Source organism: Stenotrophomonas sp. Steno-Z2, from assembly GCF_056393235.1.
The window spans coordinates 1-20,990 of the sequence record NZ_JBWJOY010000005.1 but is presented as its reverse complement, the minus strand read 5'-3'; the positions used below and the strand labels follow the sequence as shown (position 1 = coordinate 20,990).

Sequence of the window (20,990 nt, the reverse complement as noted above, 5' to 3'; positions counted from 1 at the left end):
ATAATGGCGGCCTGTCCGTTCGCCTGACGAGGCCTCCATGCGCCATTCCCTGCTCGCCGGCCTGCTGCTGGCCTGCGCACCGTTCGCCGCGGCCGCTTCCTGCGTGGAGGGCCTGGTATTCGATGACGCCAACGGCAACGGCGTGCGCGACGCGGGCGAGCAGCCGCTGCCGGGCATCCGCGTTTCCGACGGCGAGCACATCGCGATCACCGACCGCGACGGCCGTTACCGGCTGCCGGATTCGGCGCAGCCCACGGTGTTCGTCATCAAGCCCGCGGGCCGTCGCGCCGTGTCGCGCGCCGACGGGTTGCCCGACATCTGGCGCCCACGCGCGGGCGACAGCGAAGGCGGGCAGTGCCAGCCGTTCGCGCTGGCGCCGCAGCCAGATGCGCCTGCGAGCTTTCAGGCGCTGGTGATGGCCGACAGCCAGACCGCCAGCGCGCTGGACGTGGGCTACTTCGAGCGCGACATCGTCGCGCCGCTGCGCGGCCGCCATCAGGCGCGGCTGGGCATGACCCTGGGCGACATCACCAACGACGACCCGGCGCTGTACCCGCTACTGGTCAAGGCGGTGACCTCGCTCGGCGTGCCGTGGCTGCACGTGCCCGGCAACCACGACATGGACCTCGGCGCGCAAAGCGACGCCGCGTCGCTGGACAGCTTCCACCGCCAGCTCGGCCCGGACACCTATGCCTGGGAAGAACCGTCGATGGTGTTCATCGGCCTGGACGACGTCGTTGCCCGGCCGGGGCAGAAGCCGGCCTATGTCGGTGGCCTGCGCGAGGACCAGTTCGCCTTCCTCGAACGCTATCTGCCGACGCTGCCGAAGGACCGGCTGGTGGTGCTGGGCCTGCACATCCCGCTGTTCGACCATGTGTTCCGCGCCGAAGACCGCGCGCGCCTGTTCGCGCTGCTGGAAAAGGTGGAGCACCCGCTGGTCCTGAGCGGCCATACCCACAACCAGAACCAGGTGTTCTGGAACGCGGCGCAGGGCTGGAACGGCGCGCGGCCGCTGCACGAATACAACGTCGGCGCGGCCTGCGGCGCGTTCTGGTCCGGGGTGAAGGACGCGCAGGGCATTCCCGACACCACCATGTCCGACGGCACGCCCAACGGCTACGGCCTGCTCAACGTGCAGGCGCAGGGCCGCTACAGCGTGGAATACCGCGCCGCGCGCGCGCCGGAGGACGAGCAGATCGCCCTGCATGCGCCCAGGGTGCTGCGCCGTGGCGCCTATCCGGCCTGGGGCGTGTACGCCAACGTCTACATGGGCCATGACGGCCTGCCGGTGGAATTCCGCGTCGATGGCGGCGACTGGCAGCCGATGAAGCGTGTGGAGCAGCCCGACCCGCGCCTGCTGGTCGAGAACGTGGCCGACGACCAGGCCGGCAGCCTGCGCGGCTACGACCGCTCGCCCGAGGCCACGCCGTCCTCGCACCTGTGGCGTGCCGCCTTGCCGACGAAGCTGGAGGTGGGCGAGCACAGCGTCGAGGTGCGCACCACGCTCAACGGCAGGGAATACCGCAGCCGCACCACTTACCGGTTGCAGGACGCGCAGCCGTGAGCGAACCCCGGCAAGCGCCGGGCGTGGGCGTGGGCGACGGCAGGCGCGCGGCGAGCCGCATCCGGCTCTGCAGAGTGGCGCCGCCCACCGACGGGAATCGTGATGCCTGCGATGGTCTCGGCAAATGGCGCAGCCGTTTCTTCAAGCCGGCGGCCTGAAGTACCGCCCGCGACGCGCCATCGATCAGCGCCGCGTGCGGTTGTCCGGAAGGGCGGTACGGTGAGTGCAGCGACCAATCCAACCCGTTGCACCCGGGGAAAGTTATTAGCGTACCGGCGGTCCGATCGGTTGCTCACGGCTGCTTCCGGCCAGAAGCGGACACCCGTGGAAAGAAGTCGGGCCGGACTTTCGGCTCCGACTCAGCGTGCTACTCAATAGCGGGGGCGACGACCCAAGAACCAGCGTTGTGCTGGCGTTACGGCTTCCCCTGCAGGAGGCGCGTCCCCCTCTGGAGCGACGTGCTGTAGTTCGCACGCCGACCACTGTGTGGGTACTACGCTCGACCTTTGCGGCAATCGCGCTGGATATACCTTGGCATTTCAATCTCAGCGCAGTCGTCGACGCAAAGTGGAGGCCGTGTCCTCTCGGCTCGCCTCCCGCTCGTACGTCTTGGCCATGCCCATGAGCAGGCTGGAGGAGACAAACGGGTGCGAAATCTGAAGAGCGTTGGCCCAAGTCCGGTACTTTTCCGCCAATTCCCGTTCCTGGTCACCACCCTCTCCGCGCCAATGCGCTCCGCGCGAGTTGTACAAGCCCGTATGCGCCCCACGCATCACATCGTCCAGCTGCAGTTCCTCCATGACATCTCGGACGGGCGCGCACGGCCAGGCGCCATCCTCTCCGACAGGAGCGTTCGCCAGCAATCTCCCAATGGAAACATCGGCGACTTCCACTCGATCGAGCTCTGCGGCCATTTTCCGAACCGCAGCAATCCACTTTGCTAGTCGGCGTGCATCCAAGTTGCCCAAGTCATCGTGGCCAGGAATTCGATGAATTGCTTCCAAAAGGTGATGGCCCCGCTTCGCCATGTCCTTCAATCGGTCAGGTTCGACCCGGAAGGGTTCGGGATCCGATTGCTTATCTCCCCGGCGGTACGTCCAAACGAGCGCACGGACGTACATTTCCGGATTGGCCTCAATATGCCGCTCCAGATTAGGGATGCCGTAACCCTTGTCCTCGCCCCAAAGCTTTCGGAGGACCTCCATGTAGGCAAACTCAAGCGCCGCCATCTGGTCAACATCAAATCGCCCACACGCATCGAGACGCTTGAAGGCTTCCTCGATGTAATATGAGTCGAGCTGGTACTCGCCCGGCTTGTCGTTGCCATCCTTCGCGATCGCCGACATGAGATTGAAGAGCATCTCATCGTCAAGCACCTCGAGCTCGTGGTTCACACTGCAGAACGCAGCGCGGGGCCGCCGGGCAGCAAGTAGTCGCGTTACGCCCTCCTGCTTTTCGTCGGCATCTCCCCGAAGGATGTTCGGTTTGACGTCGTCCCAATAGGACTTCGCGGCTGTCTCCCCCAGACCGTCCACCAGTTTCCACGTGCCTCGCCCGAAGGGGGCAAGCGTGAGTAATCGGGCCAAATCTGGCTCGGAACGCCCGTTAGAGACCGCGAAAATCACAGCATCACGCTCCCTATCATCTCCGATTGCATGAAGCGCTCCGCTTACCATGTTGTTAAATGAAGGGGCCTCATCAACACCCCTTATCACTGCATCAAACGCCAAAGTGAGGAGGTCTGCCAGATCTTTCCTGGTTTCTATTGCCTCGGGCGTCAGCAATCCTACAATCCATGACGCGCGCCCCCGACTGGCCAATTCCAGCAAACCCGCAGACCCCGCAGCCTGGTGGACCTCCTTCAAGGCGCATACACGCAGTCTGCTGATTCTCTTCTCACGCTCTCGATAATCGAGCTTGTCGAGATCTTCCAGTTCATCGGCGGATTCATCGACCCAGTGGTCTTTGAACAGCCACAAGTTCCGGTTAACGACCCCGATCGGCTCGAGTGCATGAAAGGCCGTCTTGGCCGCGGCAATCAGCGCTGCGTCGCCGCCTTTTTTCTTATGCAGCGCCGCTCGCCTGGACAAAACAGAAGTACGCACTTTTTCTCTAAGCTTGGCTCGTTCTGAGTCACTCGCCGAACCACTCCCCCAAGTCGAGATGAGTTCCCAGGCACGAGCCTGATGTTCTGGGGACAGGAATTGCATTCGGTCTACCAAGTCGGAAAGCGTTTCGAGTGAATGCTCCGGCCAGGAAAGGGCGAGCTCGATCACCTCTCGCTGGAAGGCATGGACGGGCCCCCATGTTGGGAATGGCTCACCAAAGCCGTAGCCCTCGGAGCGCCAGCGCGGCTTGTGGCTGTAGTGTCCCGACTGGTGATGGCCGAACTGGTCCATGCAGACCTTCCAGGCAATAGCCGGGAACTTCCGTGCCAGCAACCTCACGACTGCGACCCGCGTATCGAGGTCGGCCGCAGTTTGCGGCATCCATGCGCGAAAGATCGATTGCAGCGAATTGATTGGCTTATTGCCCCAGTTATCGTTGATTTCAATGCTGGCAAGTCGTGCAAGCACCAAAGCGGTCCGAGGAAGCAAGCCTGGGTTCCAAGCCAGGCCTTCCAACGCCCAAAGCAAACCCGTCCGCACAGGACTGCTGAAGAAGTCCCCACCTACGGGCCTCATCAAGCCCATGGATGCAGGTGAGCTCGATCGGAGATCGCGTTCGATGATTTCCAAAAACTCTTCCGGAGCCGCCTCTGCATACAAAGGCAGGTCGCGGTCGTTGGATTCAAGGGCGCGGGTCGTCAGCGGGTTGGGAAGCAATTCGCGTACGACTTGCGCAGCCTCCCGTTCGGGGTCTATCCCAAGTCGGTGCCTGAAAGGCGGGGCACCGTGTACGGCGAGCAAGACCAGGGTTTCAGAAATTCCATCCCGGAACGCTCCGGAAAACTGACGCGTTTTGCCGTGCATGGAAGCCGCCCAACGCTCATTTTCCTCCAGATCGAGTGAGGGGTCATCTTCACCCAGCACGCGTCGCGCAACTTGGAAGAATGTCTTGAGATCATTTTGAGTCACAACGCCCGCGATCGCGTGCAACAAGTCGAGCTTGGAGACGACGCCGCGGAACGTGCCGATCGACCACAAAGGTGGGTCCTCCCGCAAGGCCAGGGCCTGGCAATCCTTCTCCAGCTCCTCATAACTCATGCCTCCCGCGAGCTCCGACAAGGCACTCCTGTCGGCTTCGTTGGTGCTGTCCCACGCGCCGACGAGGAGGAAAGGAATTAGCTTTCTTGCCAATTGCGGATCGCCTGCCCACTGCGGCACTCGGATAGCAGGAACCGTCGAAAGAAGTCGACGCAGGACCGTCAAGGATCGGCCTGAGTCGGAGGATAGCCGACTGATCTCATCCCGGTTCTTCCCCATCGCTTCCAACGCGGCGCTGAAGATCTCATGGCTCGCAGGCTCAAGAAGCACATCGGGCTTTCCCGGAGTGGCATTGCGGGGGTAGATCACGATGGTCTGAAGGCTCTTTGCATGAGGCGCGAACTCGCGCTCAACGTCGCGCGAGTGCGTGACGGCAATAAATCTTCGCGCTGCACCTGCCAACTCGGGAAATACACCCGGTTTGTCAAAAACCAACACCCGATCCCGCAAGGCTCGGCGCTCCTCGTCCCCGGCTAACAACTGCGCAAGAAATGCCAACGCCTCTTCATGCGAGTCGGCGGCCAGCAGAATGGGGTCTTCGCTCGGCTCGGAAATTCGCGCCAGGATCGTTCGCTTACCCGCCTCGATTGCGGAATTGAAGAGCAGTCCCGACAACGGAGGCGATGCGACATTTGCCCAGTCGGCCCAGCAGCTGTCGAGCGTGCGCACATGCCGGGCTGGCTGGTTGGTTTCATTGGCAAACCAGGCTTGGCCTTGGAGGGACTGTTCAAGCCACTGCTCCAGATCGCTCGCGTCATAGACCAAGACATCTTTCCACTGCTCCAAACGCTTCTTTTCCTGGAGCCATGCGATCTTGCCAGTCCAGCGGCGGGGTGAGACGAAAACGAAGATCGTCTCGGCTCGCTCATCCTCGACAATTGCCTCGACACTCTTATTGAAATCCTTGTTGGCCTTTCGTCTGACCTCCTCGTCAGTTCCGAACTCCCAAACCGACTTGCCGCTAGGCACCCAAGGAGCGCCTTCGTTTGCTTCCACCACGCCGTCGCAACCTTTTCTTTGCGAATCGTCGTTGCCCGGAAAATCGACTTTCACCAGTCCGCGCCCTGTCGAGTGCACCAAAGTGCGGAGAAGCACGGCGAGGCGGGAGCGCGCTTGAAGGTTGTCGATCACCCAACCCTCGATGTCGTTGGCCTTGATCTGAAGAAAGGGCGGCACGTACACCAAAGTGTTGGCGGGCGCACCGCGCCTCTGGGTTTGCGCCGCGTCATAACGCGCCTGCATCTCGATCAACTCGGCCCTAGAAACCTGAAAAGTCTTTTCGAGGCGGGAGGCCATCTCCGCCGAGAGGGAGGCATTGCCATTCAGGAGGTTGGAGAGCGCGGGGCGGCCCACTCCCATGAGCTGGGCGGCCTTCGTGACCGACATGCCTCTGGGAATGACCTTGGAGCGGATCCAAGTGCCCGGATGAGGGGCATCGTTGGGAGATGGCATTTCGGCCTCCAGCAAGCTCGATGGAGGGACTGTAGCGTGCAGCGATACAGGATACAACGTGAGAGTTGGCTCGCTGCAATACGGTCTGGGCCTTTGTTCCTGTGAGACGGGAAAGGCTGCGCCCTCCTCCCTGCTCTGAGCAGCTTTGGTACTTAGGGTCCGCTTTGGGTCGTAACCAACCGATGACATTCGGTTAAGTGATTAGACTGTCGATTCGCCGATCACGAATTAGAGGTTCAGGTCATCGGGTTGATAGGGGGACTCAGTACGGCTGCTGTTGCCCTCCGCGGGCGCGTGGACGAACGGGTAGGGCACCGCCGGGCTTTCCGGCAGCCCGGCGCGCCAGCGCGCCAGCACCGGCGCGATCACCTTGCCGGCGAAGAACTGCGGCTGCGACGGCAGTTCGCCTTCCTGCTTCTCGCGCCGGCGCACGGTATCGCGGGCCATGCCGAAGGCGGCAGCGAAGTCGTGGGTGGTGTTCAGCGCCTCGACCAGGAAGGCGCGGCCGAACCAGGTGGCGCTGTCGGTGTTGCCGCAGCCGAAGGACGGGCGGTCGCTGCGTGCGGCGGTGATGACCATGCGGTTGGGCGCCTTCAGTAGCGGCACGAAGCCGCCGGAATAGCAGGCCGATATCACGATCACCGCGTTGCCGATCTTCGCCTCGTCCAGCAGCTGCGCCAGGTCCTCCGGCGCCAGGTAGTCCTCCTGGCCCGGGCCGGTATGCAGGTAGAAGCTGCTGTCGTCCAGGCCGTGGCTGCTCAGGTACAGGAACAGCACGTCCTCGCGCGGGTCCAGCACCTGTCCCAGCCCGTCCAGTGCATGGCCGATGCTCTCGTAGGTGGCCAGCGGCAGTGCGCCCTCGCTGGCGAGCGGATCCGGCTGATTGGCCAGCGCCAGCATGCGCCCGGCCGCACCCCAGCGCTGCGCCGACAACTGGCGCAGGTAGGCGACCTCGTTGCGGAACACGTCCTCGTCGGCATCGCCGGCCACGCCCAGCACGTACAGGTCGGTCACGCCCGGCCGCTGCGGCGGCAACCGCGCGAGCGCGGCATCGAGCAGGGCCCGTTGCGCGCCTTCCAGTGCCGGCGTGGTCGGCTGCCAGGGCGGGGTGTCCGGCGTCTGTGCCAGTGCCGGCCAGATGCAGGAGAGCAGGGCCAGCACGGGCGCCATCGCCCTGCAGCGTCGGGCGATGCGCGTCATGGCGGAGGGTGCGGGCGTCATCGGTGCGGGCGCGAAGGAGGGCGGGACGATTCTAGCGCGGCCATGGCGGGCGACCGCCCGTGCTGGCGGTGGCTCAGTGGCTGGCCGCCACGCCAGCTGTCGGCGCCGTCCGCCGCAATGGCCTGGCCAGATGGGCGACACTGCCGCCTTCCGTGCCGGGCACCGGCGCGTAGCCTTCGCTCAGGTACAGGCGGATGTTCTGCGCGCTCCGGGCACCAGTCTCCAGCGTTGCCAGGGCGCATGCGGGCTCGGCCCTGTCTTCCACCTGCTTCAGCAGCCAGCGCCCGATGCCGCTTCCGCGCATGTGCGGCGCCACGGCCAGGCGGCCGACGTTCCATGCCTCGCCATCGCGCCGGGCGCGGACCATGCCGAGCAGCTTGCCGTCGCGCCACAGGCCGAGCGCGGTCCACTGCCCGAGCCAGTCGCGCACCGCGTCGAGGTCCTCGTGCAGGGCCGGGATGTCCAAGGTCTGGTTGGCAAGGGCCTCGTCCACCCAGCAGCAGCGCTGGAGGACGATGACGTCGGGCGCGTCCGCCGGGGTCAGGCGCCGGGCATGGGAGCCGGCGACCGGCCCGGCCTGGGTCGAATCCTGCAGCGGTTCGCGCATGGGCCGCAGCGCATGGGCCAGCCTGACGGTCTCCGCCAGCAACCGGGCGGCGAGGCTGTCCAGTCGCGCGTCCTGGCGCACCTGTCCCTCCACGATGCTGTCGCCGATGCGCAGGGACACCGTCGCGCCGGTCGGGACGAGCCTGAGCGCGGACGCACTCTGTTTGGCGTGTTGCACCGACCGGGTACCGGCGGAGGTATGCCCGTAGCTGACGAAGCCGGCCGGCTTCCACGCCCATTCGCGGCCGAGGTAGTCGAGCGCGTTCTTCAGGACGGCGGGCATGCCGTGGTTGTACTCGGGGGTGACGAAGACGAAGCCATCGACGCCGTCGACCAGCGCGCTCCAGGCCAGTGTATGCGGCTGCCGGTAGACGCCGGACGCGGGATGCTCGGGCTCGTCCAGGAATGGCAGGCCCAGGTCGGCCAGCGAGACGGGCAGCAGTTCGATGCCCAGTATCTCCGCTTGCGGCGCGGCTGCGCGCATGAACCAGTCTGCGACTGCCGGCGCCAGCGCGCCGGGGCGGGTGCTGCAGGCGAGCACCATGATGCGGGGCTTTTTTGTTGACATGTAAACGAGATTGCGGAATATTCGTTTACATGTCAACAAAAAACAGAACGGCCACCTCGGACTGGCTCGACGGCGACGAGGAGGAGGCATGGCGCGCCTTCCGGCGCATGACGGTCGGCGTGCGCACGCGGATCGGGCAGGCGCTTGCCGCCACGGGGTTGTCCGAAGCGGACTACGAAGTGCTCAGCACGCTGGTCGAGCGCCCGGACACGACCAGCACCCTGTACCTGCAGGCCGCCAAGATGGGCTGGTCGCGCAGCCGGCTCTCGCGGCACGCCTCGCGCATGGAGGCGCGCGGGCTCATCGAGCGCGCGCCCGACCCGGCGGATGGCCGCGGCTGCCTGCTGGTGCTGACCCGCACGGGGCGCGACGCGCTGCGCGCGGCGACGCCGCAGCACCTGGAGTCCGTCCGCCAGCATTTCGCCGACCTGCTTGATGCCGACGACCTGCGCGACCTGCAGCGGATCGCAGGGAAGCTCTGCGCGGCTGGTTCAGCCGCGCCGCAGCCAGAAATAGATCGGCAGGCCGGCGACGATGAGGCCGGCGCCCCATAGCAGCGCCTCGGCGCCGATGCCGCCCAGCGCGTACAGGCTGAAGGCCAGCGCACCGGCGGCGGCCAGCCGCGAGCCGCGGCCGTTGCCGCGCCACAGCCAGGCGGCGGCGCCAGCGAGGTAGGGCAGCAGGGTGGCGGCGGTGGACAGCAGTACCGAGAACTTGAACAGGTCCACCAGCGAGCGGTTGTAGTTGCTGATCACCAGCACCGTGGCCAGCAGGCAGCTGACGATGACGCCGAACGCCGGCGCGCCGCGGCGGTTCTCGCGGGCGAAGGCGCGCGGCAGCACGCCGTCGCGGGCGGCGGCCATCGGCAGCTGCGCCGAGAGCAGGGTCCAGCCGTTGAGCGCGCCCACGCAGGACACGGCCATCACCACCGCCAGCAGCCTGCCCGCCGCCGGCCCCCACAGCGCGGCGGCGGCGTCGGCCATCGGCGCGCTGGAGCGGGCCAGCACGTCGGCCGGCAGCAGGCCGAGCACGGTGGTGCAGGCCAGCACGGTGGCGATGCCGGCGATGGCGGTGCCGGCCACGGTGGCGCGGGCCACGGTGCGCGGGGCGTCGTCCACCGATCCGGCCGGCACGGTGGCCGCCTCCAGGCCGATCATCGCCCACAGCGTCAGCGCCACGGTGGCGCCGGCCACGGCGCCCAGCGATTCCCCGCTGGGGTTGAACGGCACGTAGCGGCCGGTGTCGACGAACCACAGCGCCACCAGCCCGAACAGCAGCAGCGGCACCACCTTCAGCACGGTGGTCAGCAGCTGCAGGCGGCCGGCCTCGCGCAGGCCCGCCAGGTTCACGCCGGCGCACAGCCACAGCACGACCAGGCCGCAGCTGGCCGCGCGCGCCGGGGTGGCGGTCAGCGCCGGGAAGAGGGCGCCGACGCTGCCGGCGAAGGCCACCGCGATGGCGGCGATGGCGCACCACATCGAGATCCAGTAGCTCCACGCCACCACGAAGCCGGGCAGTTCGCCGAAGGCGTTGCGCGCGAACACGTACGGGCCGCCGGTCTGCGGCCAGCGCCGCGCCAGCCGGGCGAAGGTGACCGCCAGCAGCAGCGCGCCGCACAGGGTGATGGCCCAGCCGACCAGGGTGGCGGCGCCATAGGGCGCCAGCGTGGCCGGCAGCAGGAAGGTGCCCGAGCCGATCATGCTGCCCACCACCAGGGCGGTGGCGGACCAGAAGCCCAGCGGGCGGTGCGAGGTAGTCATGGAAAACCGTGGCAGGGGCGCGGTCGCGGCGGGCGCCGGAGCGGGCGGACAGGGGGAGGGCGGCTGCCGGGCGGCGCCGGAATGGGCGCGGATTATGACGGTTTGCCGACCGGCCCGCGACGGCAGCGGCCGGACAATGACCTATGGCCCTTTCCGCCCCGCCGCCACGCATGGACGCTGGCGGCTTCGTCCCACTGCCGGATTCCTCCATGAAACTGCGTCCGCTGGCCCTGTCCGTTTCCCTGTCGCTGGCCGTCGCGCTGGCCGCCTGTTCCCCCTCCGCGCCGCCTGCCGGCGGCGATGCCGCCCGACCGGCGGCGCAGGCCGACAAGGCCGCGCAGCTGAACCAGCTGTATGCCGACTACTGGGAAGGCGTGCTCAAGCTCAATCCGGTGCAGGCCACCTACCAGGGCGACAAGCGCTACAACGACCAGCTGCCGGACATGGGCTCGGCCGAATACCGCAAACAGGTGCACGACTTCACCGTGCAATGGCTGGACAAGGTGCAGAAGATCGGCGACGCCGGGCTGCAGGGCCAGGACCTGCTGAGCTACCGCATCTTCGTCGAGGAGCAGAAGCAGTCGCTGGAAGGGGAGAAGTTCCCGGGCTGGATGATGCCGGTCAACCAGATGGGCTCGATGGTCAGCTACGCGGTGATGTTCGGCTCGGGCCAGGGCGCGCAGCCGTTCAAGACGGTGAAGGACTACGACGACTGGCTCAAGCGCGCCGCGCGCATCCCGGTGCTGCTGGACACCGAGATCGCCAACATGCGCGAAGGCATCAAGGCCGGCGTAGTGCAGCCGCGCGTGCTGATGGAGAAGGTGGTGCCGCAGTTCGACGCGATCATCGCCGCCAGGCCGGAAGACAGCCAGTTCTGGGGGCCGGTCACGTCGATGCCGGCCGATTTCCCGGCCGCCGACAAGGAGCGCCTGACCGCCGCGTTCCGTACGCTGATCGCCGAACAGCTGATGCCGGCGATCCGGAAGCAGCGCGATTTCATCGCCAACGAATACCTGCCGGCCACCCGCGACAGCGTGGGCCTGGACGCGCTGCCCGACGGCAAGGCGTGGTATGCCTTCAACGCCAGGCAGAGCACCACCACCGAGCAGACCCCCGAGCAGATCCACCAGATCGGCCTGCAGGAAGTCGAGCGCATCCACGGCGAGATGCGCAAGGTGATGGAGCAGGTGGGCTTCAAGGGCTCGCTGCAGGACTTCTTCAAGTTCATGCAGCACGACCGGCAGTTCGAGTTCGCATCCGAGGACGCGCTGCTGGCGCACTACCGCGGGCTGGAGAAGACGATCGAGGCCAACGTGCCGAAGCTGTTCTCGCTGACGCCGAAGGCCGGCTTCGAGATCCGCCCGGTCGAGGCGTTCCGCGCGCAGTCGGCCGCCGGTGGCGAGTACATGTCGCCCAGCGAGGACGGCAGCCGCCCGGGCATCTTCTACGTCAACACCTATGACCTGCCGACCCGCAAGACCTGGGATGCGGAGGACCTGTTCCTGCACGAGGCGATCCCCGGCCACCACTTCCAGATCGCGCTGCAGCAGGAGCTGCAGGGCGTGCCGGCGTTCCGCCGCTTCGGTGGGCAGACCGCCTTCATCGAGGGCTGGGGTCTGTATGCCGAAAGCCTGGGCAGGGACCTGGGCGTCTACACCGATCCGTACAGCTACTTCGGCCGCCTGCAGGGCGAGTTGTGGCGCGCGGTGCGGCTGGTGGTGGACACCGGCCTGCATGCCAAGGGCTGGACCCGCCAGCAGGTGCTGGACTACATGTTCGCCAACTCCTCGGTCAGCGAACCGGACGCCATCGCCGAAGCCGAGCGCTACATGGCCTGGCCGGGCCAGGCGCTGGCCTACAAGACCGGCGAACTGAAGATCCAGGCGCTGCGCCGGCGCGCCGAGCAGAAGCTGGGCGGCAAGTTCGACATCCGCCAGTTCCACGCCGAAGTGCTGAAGGACGGCTCGGTGCCGCTGGACGTGCTGGAAGAGAAGGTCGACCGCTGGATCGCCACCCAGGGCGGCTGAGCGCGGGCGCATGCACGGGGCCGGCGTTGCGGCGCCGCCCCGTGCCACCTCGATGGCGCCCGCCATGGGAGGCGCCATCGCCTTGCCCATGCGGTGCGCGCCCATGGAAGGAACGCACCGGTGCAGCCGGGGCGTCCGTGTCGCGGCGGGGCTGTGTCACAGTACCCGCCATCCCCTTGAACGACGTTCCGCCAGCCGGTGCGTGGCGCGCCCGCGTACGCCTGGCTGCGGCCTCCGCAGATGACCCTGATCGTATCGTTGATCCTGCCGCTGCTGGCCCTGTGGCTGTGGTGGCCCGTGCAGTTCCCTGGCCGGCGGCAGCGCCGCTGGCACCTCGGCATCACCGTTCTGCTGGCCCTGCTGGGAACGGGCTTCGCCGCGCTGTGGCGCATGGACGTGCTTGCCTACGCGGCCGAGGCCTGGATCCAGCTGGTGTTCGGCTGGGTGCTGGCGATGTTCGTGATGCTGCTGGTGTTCCTGGTGCTGCGCGAGGCCGGCTGGCTGCTGTCGCGCCTGGCGCCGCGCACGTCCGCACTGGCCAGGCCGTGGCATGGCGTGCGTGGCAACCAGGCCGCCGCCGCGGTCATCGTGCTGCTGGCCACGCTCGGCATCTGCAACGGTCTGAAGCCGCCGCGGGTGCATGAGCGCGAACTGGTGGTGCCGGGGCTGCCGCGGGAGCTGGACGGCCTGCGCATGGCGGTGCTCGCCGATGTGCATGCCAGCCCGGTCAAGCGCAGCTGGCGCACGCAGCGCATCGTCGACGCGGTGATGGCCGCGCGGCCCGACCTCATCGTGCTGCCCGGCGACATGGTGGATGGCGAGGTCGAGGATTCGGCGGCGTTCGTCGCGCCGCTGGCGGAACTGGCCGCGCCCTACGGCGTGTGGGTGGCGCCGGGCAACCACGAGTACTACCACGGTTACCGGCGCTGGATGGCGCACTTCCGCGGCCTGGGCCTGGGCGTGCTGGAGAACCAGACCGCGAAACTGCGGATCCATGGCCGCACGCTGGCGGTGTCCGGCGTGGGCGACCTGGCCGCGCTCCGGCCTGGCGCCTACATGCGCGGCGGGCCCGCCCCCGACCTGCCGGCGGTGATCGCCGCGGCCAGGGGCAGCGATGCGCACATCCTGCTCGCCCACCAGCCCAAGCAGGCGCGCGAAGCGGCGGCGAGCGGCGCATTCGACCTGCAGGTATCCGGCCATACCCATGGCGGCCACATGCTGGGCTTCGACCGCTGGGTGGTGGCGCCGGCCAACGACGGCTATGTGCGCGGCGACTACCGGGTCGGCGCCATGACCCTGTTCGTCAGCAGCGGCGCCGGGCAGTGGGACGGTTTCAGCGTGCGCCTGGGCGTGCCGTCCAGCATCGACGTGCTGGTGCTGAAGCGCGCGCCCGCGCCCGGCCGTTGAGGGGCCGCACCCGCTTCAGCCTTCGCCGGCCATGCTGTCGGGCTTCCTGTCGGGCATGAGCCGCGGCAGCGCGCTTACCACCGCCAGCGCGGCCACCGTGGTGGCCAGCGCCACCATCTGCATGCCCATGCCGGCGGCCATGCCGATCGCCGCCGTCATCCAGATGCCGGCGGCCGTGGTCAGGCCCTGCACCCGTTCCTTGCGGTCCTGCTTCAGGATGGCGCCGGCGCCGAGGAAGCCGATGCCGGAGACGATGCCCTGCATGACGCGGGTGACGTCGGCGCCGCTGATGCCCATCTGCAGCGGCGCCAGCACGAACAGCGCCGAGCCCACCGACACCAGGATGTGGGTCTTCAACCCCGCCGCGCGGCCCTTGCTCTCGCGTTCCAGGCCCAGCAGGCCACCGAGCACGATGGCGGTGAGCAGGCGCGCGGCGACGACGGCCAGCGTGCCCGCGTCGGGAAGGGTGAACTCGGCGGCCAGCGCCTGGCCGACCTGTGCGGTGATGCTCATCGGGTGCCTCCGGCGCGGATGGACAGCGGGTCGACGACGTCGTCCCGCCGCACGCTAGCATCGGGCCTATGCGCTTCGGGTGAGGGCCGCATCAGCGCCGAGGCGGCGAGGCGTTGGCGGCCGATGGCGCGACCGCAGGCAGCAGGACGCGCAGACGGCGACGGCCCCGGAAGGGGCCGTCGTCGCTTTCATGCGCCGCCACCGCGCGGCGGCGGCTTCAGAGCACGATCTGCTCGAAATTCTCCACGCGCGCATGCCCGTGCGTGGCCTCGCCGGTGCGCGGCATCGGGTAGTCGTCGCGGCGGTCCAGCAGCACCGTGCGCAGCCCGGCCTCGCGCGCGGCATCCAGCTCCTCGACGATGTCGGACAGGAACAGGATCTCGTGCGGCGCGAGGCCGATGGCCGCGGCGATGCGCGCGTAGCTGGCGGCCTCGCGCTTGCCGCCGATCTCGGTATCGAAGTTGCCGGAGAACAGGCCGTTGAGGTCGCCGGCGTCGCTGTAGCCGAAAAACAGCTTCTGCGCCGGCACCGAGCCGGAGGAATACACGTACAGCGGGATGCCGGCGGCGTGCCAGCCGCGCAGCACCGCGGCCACCTCGGGGTACAGGTGCGCGGTGTAGTCGCCGTTGCGGTAGCCGGCGTCCCAGATCATGCCCTGCAGCGCCTTGAGCGCGGTGTGCTTGCGGTCCTGGTCGATCCAGCCCTGCAGCGCCTCGACGATGACCTCGTCCTGGCAGGCGCTGGCGGCGATCTCGGTGGCCACGGCGTCGAGCCAGCGCCGCACTTCCGGCTCCTGGCCATGCGCGCGCACGAAGCCGGGCAGGGCGTCGCGGGCGTAGGGGAACAGCACTTCCTTGACGAAGGAGATGCTCGAGGTGGTGCCTTCGATGTCGGTGAGGATGGCGCGGGTGGTCATGGCGGTGCCTTTGTTTTCCTTCTCCCTGCGGGCGACAGGTCGACAGGACGGTCGATCTGCACGGCGAAGCTGCCCGAAGGGTGGGGCACAGGATGTGCCGGATGCAGCTGCCCCGCAGGGGGCGGATGGGGGGTATGGCGGGACAGCAGGGTGAAGAGAGTGATCGGTCACCCCGCTCCCTCTCCTGCAAGGAGAGGGGCACGAAGCTCAGGCGGTGCCCGGCTCGTAGCGCGGGAAGCGCCGCGCGATGTCGGTGCCGGTGAAGTGGCCGACCCAGCCGTCCGGCTCGGTGAAGAAGCGGATCGCCACGAAGCTCGGCTCGGCGCCCATGTCGAACCAGTGGGTGGTGCCGTCCGGCACCGAGATCAGGTCGTCCTTGACGCATTCCACCTCGTAGACCCGGTCGTCCACGTGCAGGGTGAACAGGCCCGAGCCGGCGACGAAGAAACGTACCTCGTCCTCCTTGTGGTAATGCTCGTCGAGGAACTTCAGGCGGATCTCGGCGCGGTTGGGGTTGTCCGGCGCGATCGAGGCCACGTCCACGCTCTTGAAACCGTGCGTGGCGACCAGGCGGTCGATGTCCTCGCGGTAGGCGGCGAACACTTCCTCCTGGCTGGCGCCCGGCGCGACCGGGTGTTTGGCCTGCCAGCGCTCGAAGGTGACGCCGATCTTCTTCAGCTCGGCGCTGATGACCTGGCCGTCGCGGCTGTCCAGCAGCGGGGTGGCGGGATCGGTGTCGTTGAAGATGCGCAGTCGGCTCATGGCGGCGGCTCGAGGCGTGGGGGACGGAAAGGGTAGCAGGCGCGGCCGCTTCAACCGGCGCGCAGCCGGCGCAGTTCCAGTTCGCAGTGGAGCAGGAACTCGAAGGCCTCCAGGTGGCGGCGCGCCTCGGCCATGTCGCGGCCCCAGGCGTACAGGCCGTGGCCGTCGATCAGGTAGCCCCACATCGGGCCCTTGTCCAGTTCGGCCTCCACCTGCGCGGCGAGCACGTCCATGTCCTGGGTGTTGGGGAACACCTTCAGCTCCACCGCGGTCTCGTGGGTGGAGTTGCCGTGCAGCGCCTTGAGCAGCTCGTAGCCCTCCAGGCGGACATGGCCGTCGCCGCCGTACAGGCGCGAAGCGATGGTCTGCACCGGGGAATGCGTGTGCAGCACGCAGTTCACGTCCGGGAAGCGCGCGTAGAGCTGGGTGTGCAGCAGGGTCTCGGCCGACGGGCGCAGCGGCCGGCCCACGGCCCTGCCGTCAAAGTCCACGACCATGATGTCGGCCTCGACCAGCCGCCCCTTGTCCTTGCCGGACACGGTGATCGCCGCGTGGCGTTCGTCCAGGCGGTGCGAGAAGTTGCTGCTGGTGGCCGGCGTCCAGCCGGCGCGGGCCAGTTCGCGCACGTTGTCGATCAGCAGCTGGGCCAGTTCGCTCAGGCGCTGGGCGTCATAGGGAGCAGTGGGGGCGTTCATGCCCCCATTCTACGGTCTCAGCCCTGCCTGTTGGGCTCGCGCAGCTTGCTGTGGCGATGGCTGTAGGTGAAATAGATGACGAAGCCGGTCAGGGTCCACAGGCCCATCAGCATCCAGTTGTGCAGGGTCATGGCGGTGAGCAGGGCCACGCAGCTGAGCACGCCCAGGCTGCACAGCAGCCAGGCCGCGGGCATGCGGAACGGACGCGGCAGTTCCGGGTGGGTGCGGCGCAGCACCAGCACGCCGGCGCAGACCGCGGCGAAGGCGATCAGCGTGCCCATCGAGGTCAGCTCGCCGAGGATGTCCAGCGGGAACAGCGCCGCCAGCAGGGCGATGCCGATGCCGGTGATGACGGTGTTGATGTGCGGCGTGCGGTACTTCGGGTGGATGCGGGTGAACACCGGCGGCAGCAGGCCGTCGCGGCCCATGATCATGAAGATGCGCGGCTGGCCGATGATCATCACCAGCACCACCGAGGACAGGCCGATCAGCGCGCCAACCTCGACGATGATGCGCAGCCAGCCCAGCTGCGGATGCGCGGCCACCGCGGTGACCACCGGCTCGGCGGTGCCCAGCAGCTTGTATGGCACCAGGCCGGTCATCACCGCGGCCATGGCGATGTACAGCACGGTGCACACCACCAGCGACAGCAGCATGCCGATGGGCATGTCGCGCTGCGGCTTGTGCGATTCCTGCGCCGCCACCGATACCGCCTCGAAGCCGATGTAGGCGAAGAACACCATCGCCGCGCCGCGCAGCACGCCCTCGAAGCCGTACTTGCCCGGGCCCTCGTTGGCCGGGATGAACGGCGTCCAGTTGCCCGGGTCCACGTATTTCCAGCCGGCGACGATCACCAGCACGATCAGCCCGGTCTTGAGGATGACCATGGCCATGTTCATCGCCGAGGACTTGCGGATGCCCACATAGCAGAGCCAGGTCAGCAGCAGCACCAGGCCGGCGGCCGGCAGGTTGGCGATGGCGCCGGTCGGGCGCAGCTGCGCGTCCAGCGGCGCGTTGACCAGCGCCGCCGGCAGGTGGACGTCGAAATGGCTGAGCAGGCTCAGGAAGTAGCCGGTCCAGCTCACCGCCACCGCCGAGGCGGAGACGCCGTACTCGAGTACCAGCATCCAGCCGATGAACCAGGCCGACAGTTCGCCAAAGGTGGCGTAGGTATAGGTGTAGGCGCTGCCCGAGACCGGCACCATCGCCGCGAACTCGGCGTAGGCCATGGCGCAGAACGCGCAGCACACCGCGGCCAGGATGAAGGACAGCATGATCGCCGGGCCGGCGTGGTTGGCCGCGGCCTGGCCGGTGATGACGAAGATGCCGCCGCCGATCACCGCGCCGATGCCCAGCGCGGTCAGGCCCCACGGGCCCAGGGTGCGGCGCAGGCTCAGGCCGTTGGCCTCTTCATGGGCGGCGTGCGGATGTTTGGTGGCCCACAGTTGCTTGAACATGGTGCGTCTTCGCTCGTCGTGCGTGCAGGAACGGCCGGCGCGTGCCGGCCGGAGAGGATCAGGCGTTCCGGTTCAGCTTGCTGTGGCGCATGCCGTAGCCCAGGTAGATGGCTACGCCCAGCACGTTCCAGAGCACGAACACCAGCCAGTGGGCGGCGAAGGCCATCGCGAACAGGCCCAGGCAGATCAGCGCGCCCAGCGGCGCGACCAGCCACACCGCCGGCACGCGGAAGGCGCGCGGCATCTCCGGGCGGGTGCGGCGCAGGATCAGCACGCCGATGCAGACCGTGGCGAAGGCCAGCAGGGTGCCCATCGCCACCAGTTCGCCCAGCACGTTCAGCGGTACCAGGCCGGCCAGCGCGGCGGCGACCGCGCCGACGATCACCGTGCTCAGGTGCGGCGTGCGGAACTTCGGATGCACCTTGCCGAACACCTGCGGCAGCAGGCCGTCGCGGGAAATGGTGTAGGCGATGCGGGTCTGGCCCATCATCATCACCAGCACCACCGAGGACAGGCCGGCGATGGCGCCGATCTCCACCCAGGTCTTCAGCCACGCCAGACTGGCGTAGGCTTCCAGCGCCGTGGCCACCGGCTTGTCGGTGCCCAGCTTGCTGTAGTGCATGAGCCCGGTCATCACCGCGCAGACCACGATGTAGATGAGGGTGCACACGGCCAGCGAGCCGAGCAGGCCGATCGGCATGTTCTTCTGCGGGTCCTTGGTCTCGCCGGCGGCGGTGGAAACCGCGTCGAAGCCGATGTAGGCGAAGAACACGATGGAGGCCGCGCGGAACACGCCGCTCCAGCCGAACTCGCCGAACACGCCGGTGGTGTTGTCGGGGATGAACGGCGTCCAGTTCTCCGGATTGACGTACATCGCGCCGAAACCGACGAACAGGCAGATCACCGCCACCTTGATCGCGACGATCACCGCGTTGACGAAGGTGGACTGGGTGACGCCGACGTACAGCAGCCCCGAGATCACCGCGATGATGAGCACCGCCGGCAGGTTGAGCAGTTTGCCGGAGGCGACGAACTGGCCATTCTCCCAGGCGATCGGCGCGGCGGTCAGCGCGTCGGGGAAGGGCAGGTGCAGGGTGCTGGTGAGGAAGCTGAGCAGGTATGCCGACCAGCCCACCGCCACCGAGGAGGAGGCGAACAGGTATTCCAGTACCAGGCACCAGCCGATGAACCAGGCCATGCCTTCGCCGAGGGTGGCGTAGGAATACGAATAGGCGCTGCCGGAGACCGGCATCATCGCCGCGAACTCGGCGTAGCACAGGCCGGCGAAGGCGCAGGCCAGGCCGGCGAGCACGAACGAGAGCATGATCGCCGGGCCGGCGTGGTGGGCCGCCGCCTGCCCGGTGATGACGAAGATGCCCGCGCCGATCACCGCGCCCATGCCCAGCAGGATCAGGTGCCTGGCCGTGAGGGTGCGCTTGAGCGTGGCTTCGCCCTGCAGGCTGCCTTCCACCGGTTCGCCGGCATCCACGTGTGCGGTCGGCTCGACCGGTTTGACCCTCAACAGTGTTTTGAGCATTCGCTGTTTTCCAGACCTGGGTGTTTCCACGCCTCCGCAGGGGAGGCGCAGGGGACGATGCAAGCTGAACCGCCGGCAACGGCCTACCTTGCCAAAGGCGAGGGAAACCGACAAGCGCAGGTGCAGCATGGACGGCGATAATGGGCGCCGGATCGGACCGATGGGATGTGCCTGCAGTCATGCACGAACACGAGGGGAGCCTGCGCGCCGCGCTGCAGGACTATGCGCGGCGGGTGCCGGAGCATGCGGCGGTGGCCGATGAATTCCGGCAGCTGCTGGACGAGGGCGGCGAGGACCCGTTCGCGCGCGCGCGCCTGGCCGGCCACTTCACCGGCAGCGCCTGGCTGGTCAGCGCTGATGGCCGCCGCGTGCTGCTGACCCACCACCGCAAGCTGGACCGCTGGCTGCAGCTCGGCGGCCATGCCGATGGCGACCGCGACCTGGCCGCGGTGGCGCTGCGCGAGGCGGAGGAAGAATCGGGCCTGCCCGGGCTGCGCCTGGAATCGCAGGCGCCGTTCGACCTGGACCGGCACTGGATTCCCGAACGCGGGCAGGTACCGGGCCACTGGCACTACGACGCGCGCTACGTGGTGCGCGCCGGAGCGGACGAGCGTTTCGTGGTCAGCGGCGAGTCGCTGGACCTGGCCTGGCGCGACATCGCCGCCATCGCCGCGGACGCGCAGGCCGACGAATCCCTGCGGCGCATGGCACTGCGCTGGCAGGCCGCCACGCGTTGAGGCCCGTTGCCGTAGGAGCGGCTTCAGCCGCGATGCCCTTCGCGGCGATGCCGAGAGCCTTCGCGGCTGAAGCCGCTCCTGCAAGGGCTGCCCTGCAGGCGTCGTTCGGTCGGGACGGTTGCGCGGCGGACGGATCCCTGCGGCACATGGCGTTGCTGATGTGCGCTGGGACACCACACCGCGTCTCCATGCCGTAGGAGCGGCTGCAGCCGCGATGCCCTTCGCGGCGATGCCCGGGAGCCTTCGCGGCTGAAGCCGCTCCTGCAAGGGCTGCCCTGCAGGCGCCGTTCGGTCGGGACGGTTGCGCGGCGGAAGGATCCCTGCGGCACATGGCGTTGCTGATGTGCGCCGGGACACAACACCGCGTCTCCATGCCGTAGGAGCGGCTTCAGCCGCGATGCTCTTCGCGGCGATGCCCGGGAGCCTTCGCGGCTGAAGCCGCTCCTACAAGGGCTGCCCTGCAGGCGTCGTTCGGTCGGGACGGTTGCGCGGCGGAAGGATCCCTGCGGCACATGGCGTTGCTGATGTGCGCTGGGACACAACACCGCGTCTCCATGCCGTA

At 67.9% G+C, this 20,990-nt stretch carries 15 protein-coding genes; 5 read left to right on the top strand and 10 right to left on the bottom strand.

Annotated elements, in window-relative coordinates; translation table 11 throughout:
* Nucleotides 1–37 precede the first annotated feature (37 nt).
* The gene (locus tag AC06FP_RS11905) at nucleotides 38–1,564 is read left to right on the top strand and encodes a calcineurin-like phosphoesterase C-terminal domain-containing protein (RefSeq protein ID WP_478075640.1); all 1,527 of its coding nucleotides are present in this window, start codon (nucleotides 38–40) and stop codon (nucleotides 1,562–1,564) included.
* Between the two features lie 545 nt (nucleotides 1,565–2,109).
* Here the strand turns inward: AC06FP_RS11905 and AC06FP_RS11900 are convergent.
* The 3 genes from AC06FP_RS11900 to AC06FP_RS11890 form a co-directional block, all read right to left on the bottom strand.
* Complete coding sequence (locus AC06FP_RS11900) at nucleotides 2,110–6,222, bottom strand: HigA family addiction module antitoxin (RefSeq protein ID WP_478075639.1); 4,113 nt, start codon at nucleotides 6,220–6,222, stop codon at nucleotides 2,110–2,112.
* A gap of 228 nt (nucleotides 6,223–6,450) precedes the next feature.
* Complete coding sequence (locus AC06FP_RS11895) at nucleotides 6,451–7,422, bottom strand: C13 family peptidase (RefSeq protein WP_478075638.1); 972 nt, start codon at nucleotides 7,420–7,422, stop codon at nucleotides 6,451–6,453.
* A 94-nt stretch (nucleotides 7,423–7,516) separates the two neighbouring features.
* Entirely contained in the window at nucleotides 7,517–8,617 is a 1,101-nt protein-coding gene (locus AC06FP_RS11890; RefSeq protein WP_478075637.1) for a GNAT family N-acetyltransferase, read from the bottom strand.
* A 29-nt stretch (nucleotides 8,618–8,646) separates the two neighbouring features.
* On the opposite strand from AC06FP_RS11890, the gene AC06FP_RS11885 reads away from it, so the two are divergent.
* The gene (locus AC06FP_RS11885) at nucleotides 8,647–9,171 is read left to right on the top strand and encodes a MarR family winged helix-turn-helix transcriptional regulator (RefSeq protein ID WP_478075636.1); all 525 of its coding nucleotides are present in this window, start codon (nucleotides 8,647–8,649) and stop codon (nucleotides 9,169–9,171) included.
* On the opposite strand, the gene AC06FP_RS11880 is transcribed toward AC06FP_RS11885, so the two are convergent.
* Nucleotides 9,109–10,377 (bottom strand): amino acid permease, encoded by a 1,269-nt coding sequence (locus AC06FP_RS11880; protein WP_478075635.1) that lies wholly within the window; start codon nucleotides 10,375–10,377, stop codon nucleotides 9,109–9,111. The genes AC06FP_RS11885 and AC06FP_RS11880 overlap by 63 nt on opposite strands.
* Before the next feature lie 170 nt (nucleotides 10,378–10,547).
* Between AC06FP_RS11880 and AC06FP_RS11875 the strand changes: the two genes are divergently transcribed.
* Together AC06FP_RS11875 and AC06FP_RS11870 are read left to right on the top strand one after the other, a co-directional pair.
* Entirely contained in the window at nucleotides 10,548–12,404 is a 1,857-nt protein-coding gene (locus AC06FP_RS11875; protein ID WP_478075749.1) for a DUF885 domain-containing protein, read from the top strand.
* A gap of 240 nt (nucleotides 12,405–12,644) precedes the next feature.
* Complete coding sequence (locus AC06FP_RS11870; protein ID WP_478075634.1) at nucleotides 12,645–13,811, top strand: metallophosphoesterase; 1,167 nt, start codon at nucleotides 12,645–12,647, stop codon at nucleotides 13,809–13,811.
* 15 nt (nucleotides 13,812–13,826) lie between these two features.
* Here the strand turns inward: AC06FP_RS11870 and AC06FP_RS11865 are convergent, their stop codons facing one another.
* The 6 genes from AC06FP_RS11865 to AC06FP_RS11840 form a co-directional block, all read right to left on the bottom strand.
* Complete coding sequence (locus AC06FP_RS11865) at nucleotides 13,827–14,324, bottom strand: MgtC/SapB family protein (protein ID WP_478075633.1); 498 nt, start codon at nucleotides 14,322–14,324, stop codon at nucleotides 13,827–13,829.
* A gap of 217 nt (nucleotides 14,325–14,541) precedes the next feature.
* A complete protein-coding gene (gene mtnC / locus AC06FP_RS11860; protein ID WP_478075632.1) occupies nucleotides 14,542–15,240 on the bottom strand; it encodes an acireductone synthase in 699 nt (232 codons plus the stop codon).
* 207 nt (nucleotides 15,241–15,447) lie between these two features.
* Entirely contained in the window at nucleotides 15,448–16,002 is a 555-nt protein-coding gene (locus AC06FP_RS11855; protein WP_478075631.1) for a 1,2-dihydroxy-3-keto-5-methylthiopentene dioxygenase, read from the bottom strand.
* 50 nt (nucleotides 16,003–16,052) lie between these two features.
* On the bottom strand, nucleotides 16,053–16,697 hold the full coding sequence (locus tag AC06FP_RS11850; RefSeq protein ID WP_478075630.1) for a methylthioribulose 1-phosphate dehydratase: 645 nt from the start codon (nucleotides 16,695–16,697) through the stop codon (nucleotides 16,053–16,055).
* A 17-nt stretch (nucleotides 16,698–16,714) separates the two neighbouring features.
* On the bottom strand, nucleotides 16,715–18,154 hold the full coding sequence (locus tag AC06FP_RS11845; RefSeq protein ID WP_478075629.1) for an amino acid permease: 1,440 nt from the start codon (nucleotides 18,152–18,154) through the stop codon (nucleotides 16,715–16,717).
* A gap of 58 nt (nucleotides 18,155–18,212) precedes the next feature.
* On the bottom strand, nucleotides 18,213–19,691 hold the full coding sequence (locus tag AC06FP_RS11840) for an amino acid permease (protein ID WP_478075628.1): 1,479 nt from the start codon (nucleotides 19,689–19,691) through the stop codon (nucleotides 18,213–18,215).
* 179 nt (nucleotides 19,692–19,870) lie between these two features.
* On the opposite strand from AC06FP_RS11840, the gene AC06FP_RS11835 reads away from it, so the two are divergent.
* Nucleotides 19,871–20,428 carry an NUDIX hydrolase gene (locus tag AC06FP_RS11835; protein WP_478075627.1) on the top strand — a complete coding sequence of 186 codons (558 nt, stop codon included), beginning with the start codon at nucleotides 19,871–19,873 and terminating at the stop codon, nucleotides 20,426–20,428.
* Nucleotides 20,429–20,990: the final 562 nt, after the last annotated feature.

What these genes read in the sequence shown, in the direction of transcription:
- AC06FP_RS11890 (WP_478075637.1), bottom strand. Translation starts at nt 8,617, where the DNA reads ATGTCAACAAAAAAGCCCCGCATCATGGTGCTCGCCTGCAGCACCCGC.
- AC06FP_RS11835 (WP_478075627.1), top strand. Translation starts at nt 19,871, where the DNA reads ATGCACGAACACGAGGGGAGCCTGCGCGCCGCGCTGCAGGACTATGCG.
- AC06FP_RS11840 (WP_478075628.1), bottom strand. Translation starts at nt 19,691, where the DNA reads ATGCTCAAAACACTGTTGAGGGTCAAACCGGTCGAGCCGACCGCACAC.
- AC06FP_RS11875 (WP_478075749.1), top strand. Translation starts at nt 10,548, where the DNA reads ATGGACGCTGGCGGCTTCGTCCCACTGCCGGATTCCTCCATGAAACTG.
- AC06FP_RS11895 (WP_478075638.1), bottom strand. Translation starts at nt 7,422, where the DNA reads ATGACGCGCATCGCCCGACGCTGCAGGGCGATGGCGCCCGTGCTGGCC.
- AC06FP_RS11855 (WP_478075631.1), bottom strand. Translation starts at nt 16,002, where the DNA reads ATGAGCCGACTGCGCATCTTCAACGACACCGATCCCGCCACCCCGCTG.
- AC06FP_RS11900 (WP_478075639.1), bottom strand. Translation starts at nt 6,222, where the DNA reads ATGCCATCTCCCAACGATGCCCCTCATCCGGGCACTTGGATCCGCTCC.
- AC06FP_RS11905 (WP_478075640.1), top strand. Translation starts at nt 38, where the DNA reads ATGCGCCATTCCCTGCTCGCCGGCCTGCTGCTGGCCTGCGCACCGTTC.
- AC06FP_RS11870 (WP_478075634.1), top strand. Translation starts at nt 12,645, where the DNA reads ATGACCCTGATCGTATCGTTGATCCTGCCGCTGCTGGCCCTGTGGCTG.
- AC06FP_RS11865 (WP_478075633.1), bottom strand. Translation starts at nt 14,324, where the DNA reads ATGAGCATCACCGCACAGGTCGGCCAGGCGCTGGCCGCCGAGTTCACC.
- mtnC (WP_478075632.1), bottom strand. Translation starts at nt 15,240, where the DNA reads ATGACCACCCGCGCCATCCTCACCGACATCGAAGGCACCACCTCGAGC.
- AC06FP_RS11850 (WP_478075630.1), bottom strand. Translation starts at nt 16,697, where the DNA reads ATGAACGCCCCCACTGCTCCCTATGACGCCCAGCGCCTGAGCGAACTG.
- AC06FP_RS11845 (WP_478075629.1), bottom strand. Translation starts at nt 18,154, where the DNA reads ATGTTCAAGCAACTGTGGGCCACCAAACATCCGCACGCCGCCCATGAA.
- AC06FP_RS11885 (WP_478075636.1), top strand. Translation starts at nt 8,647, where the DNA reads ATGTCAACAAAAAACAGAACGGCCACCTCGGACTGGCTCGACGGCGAC.
- AC06FP_RS11880 (WP_478075635.1), bottom strand. Translation starts at nt 10,377, where the DNA reads ATGACTACCTCGCACCGCCCGCTGGGCTTCTGGTCCGCCACCGCCCTG.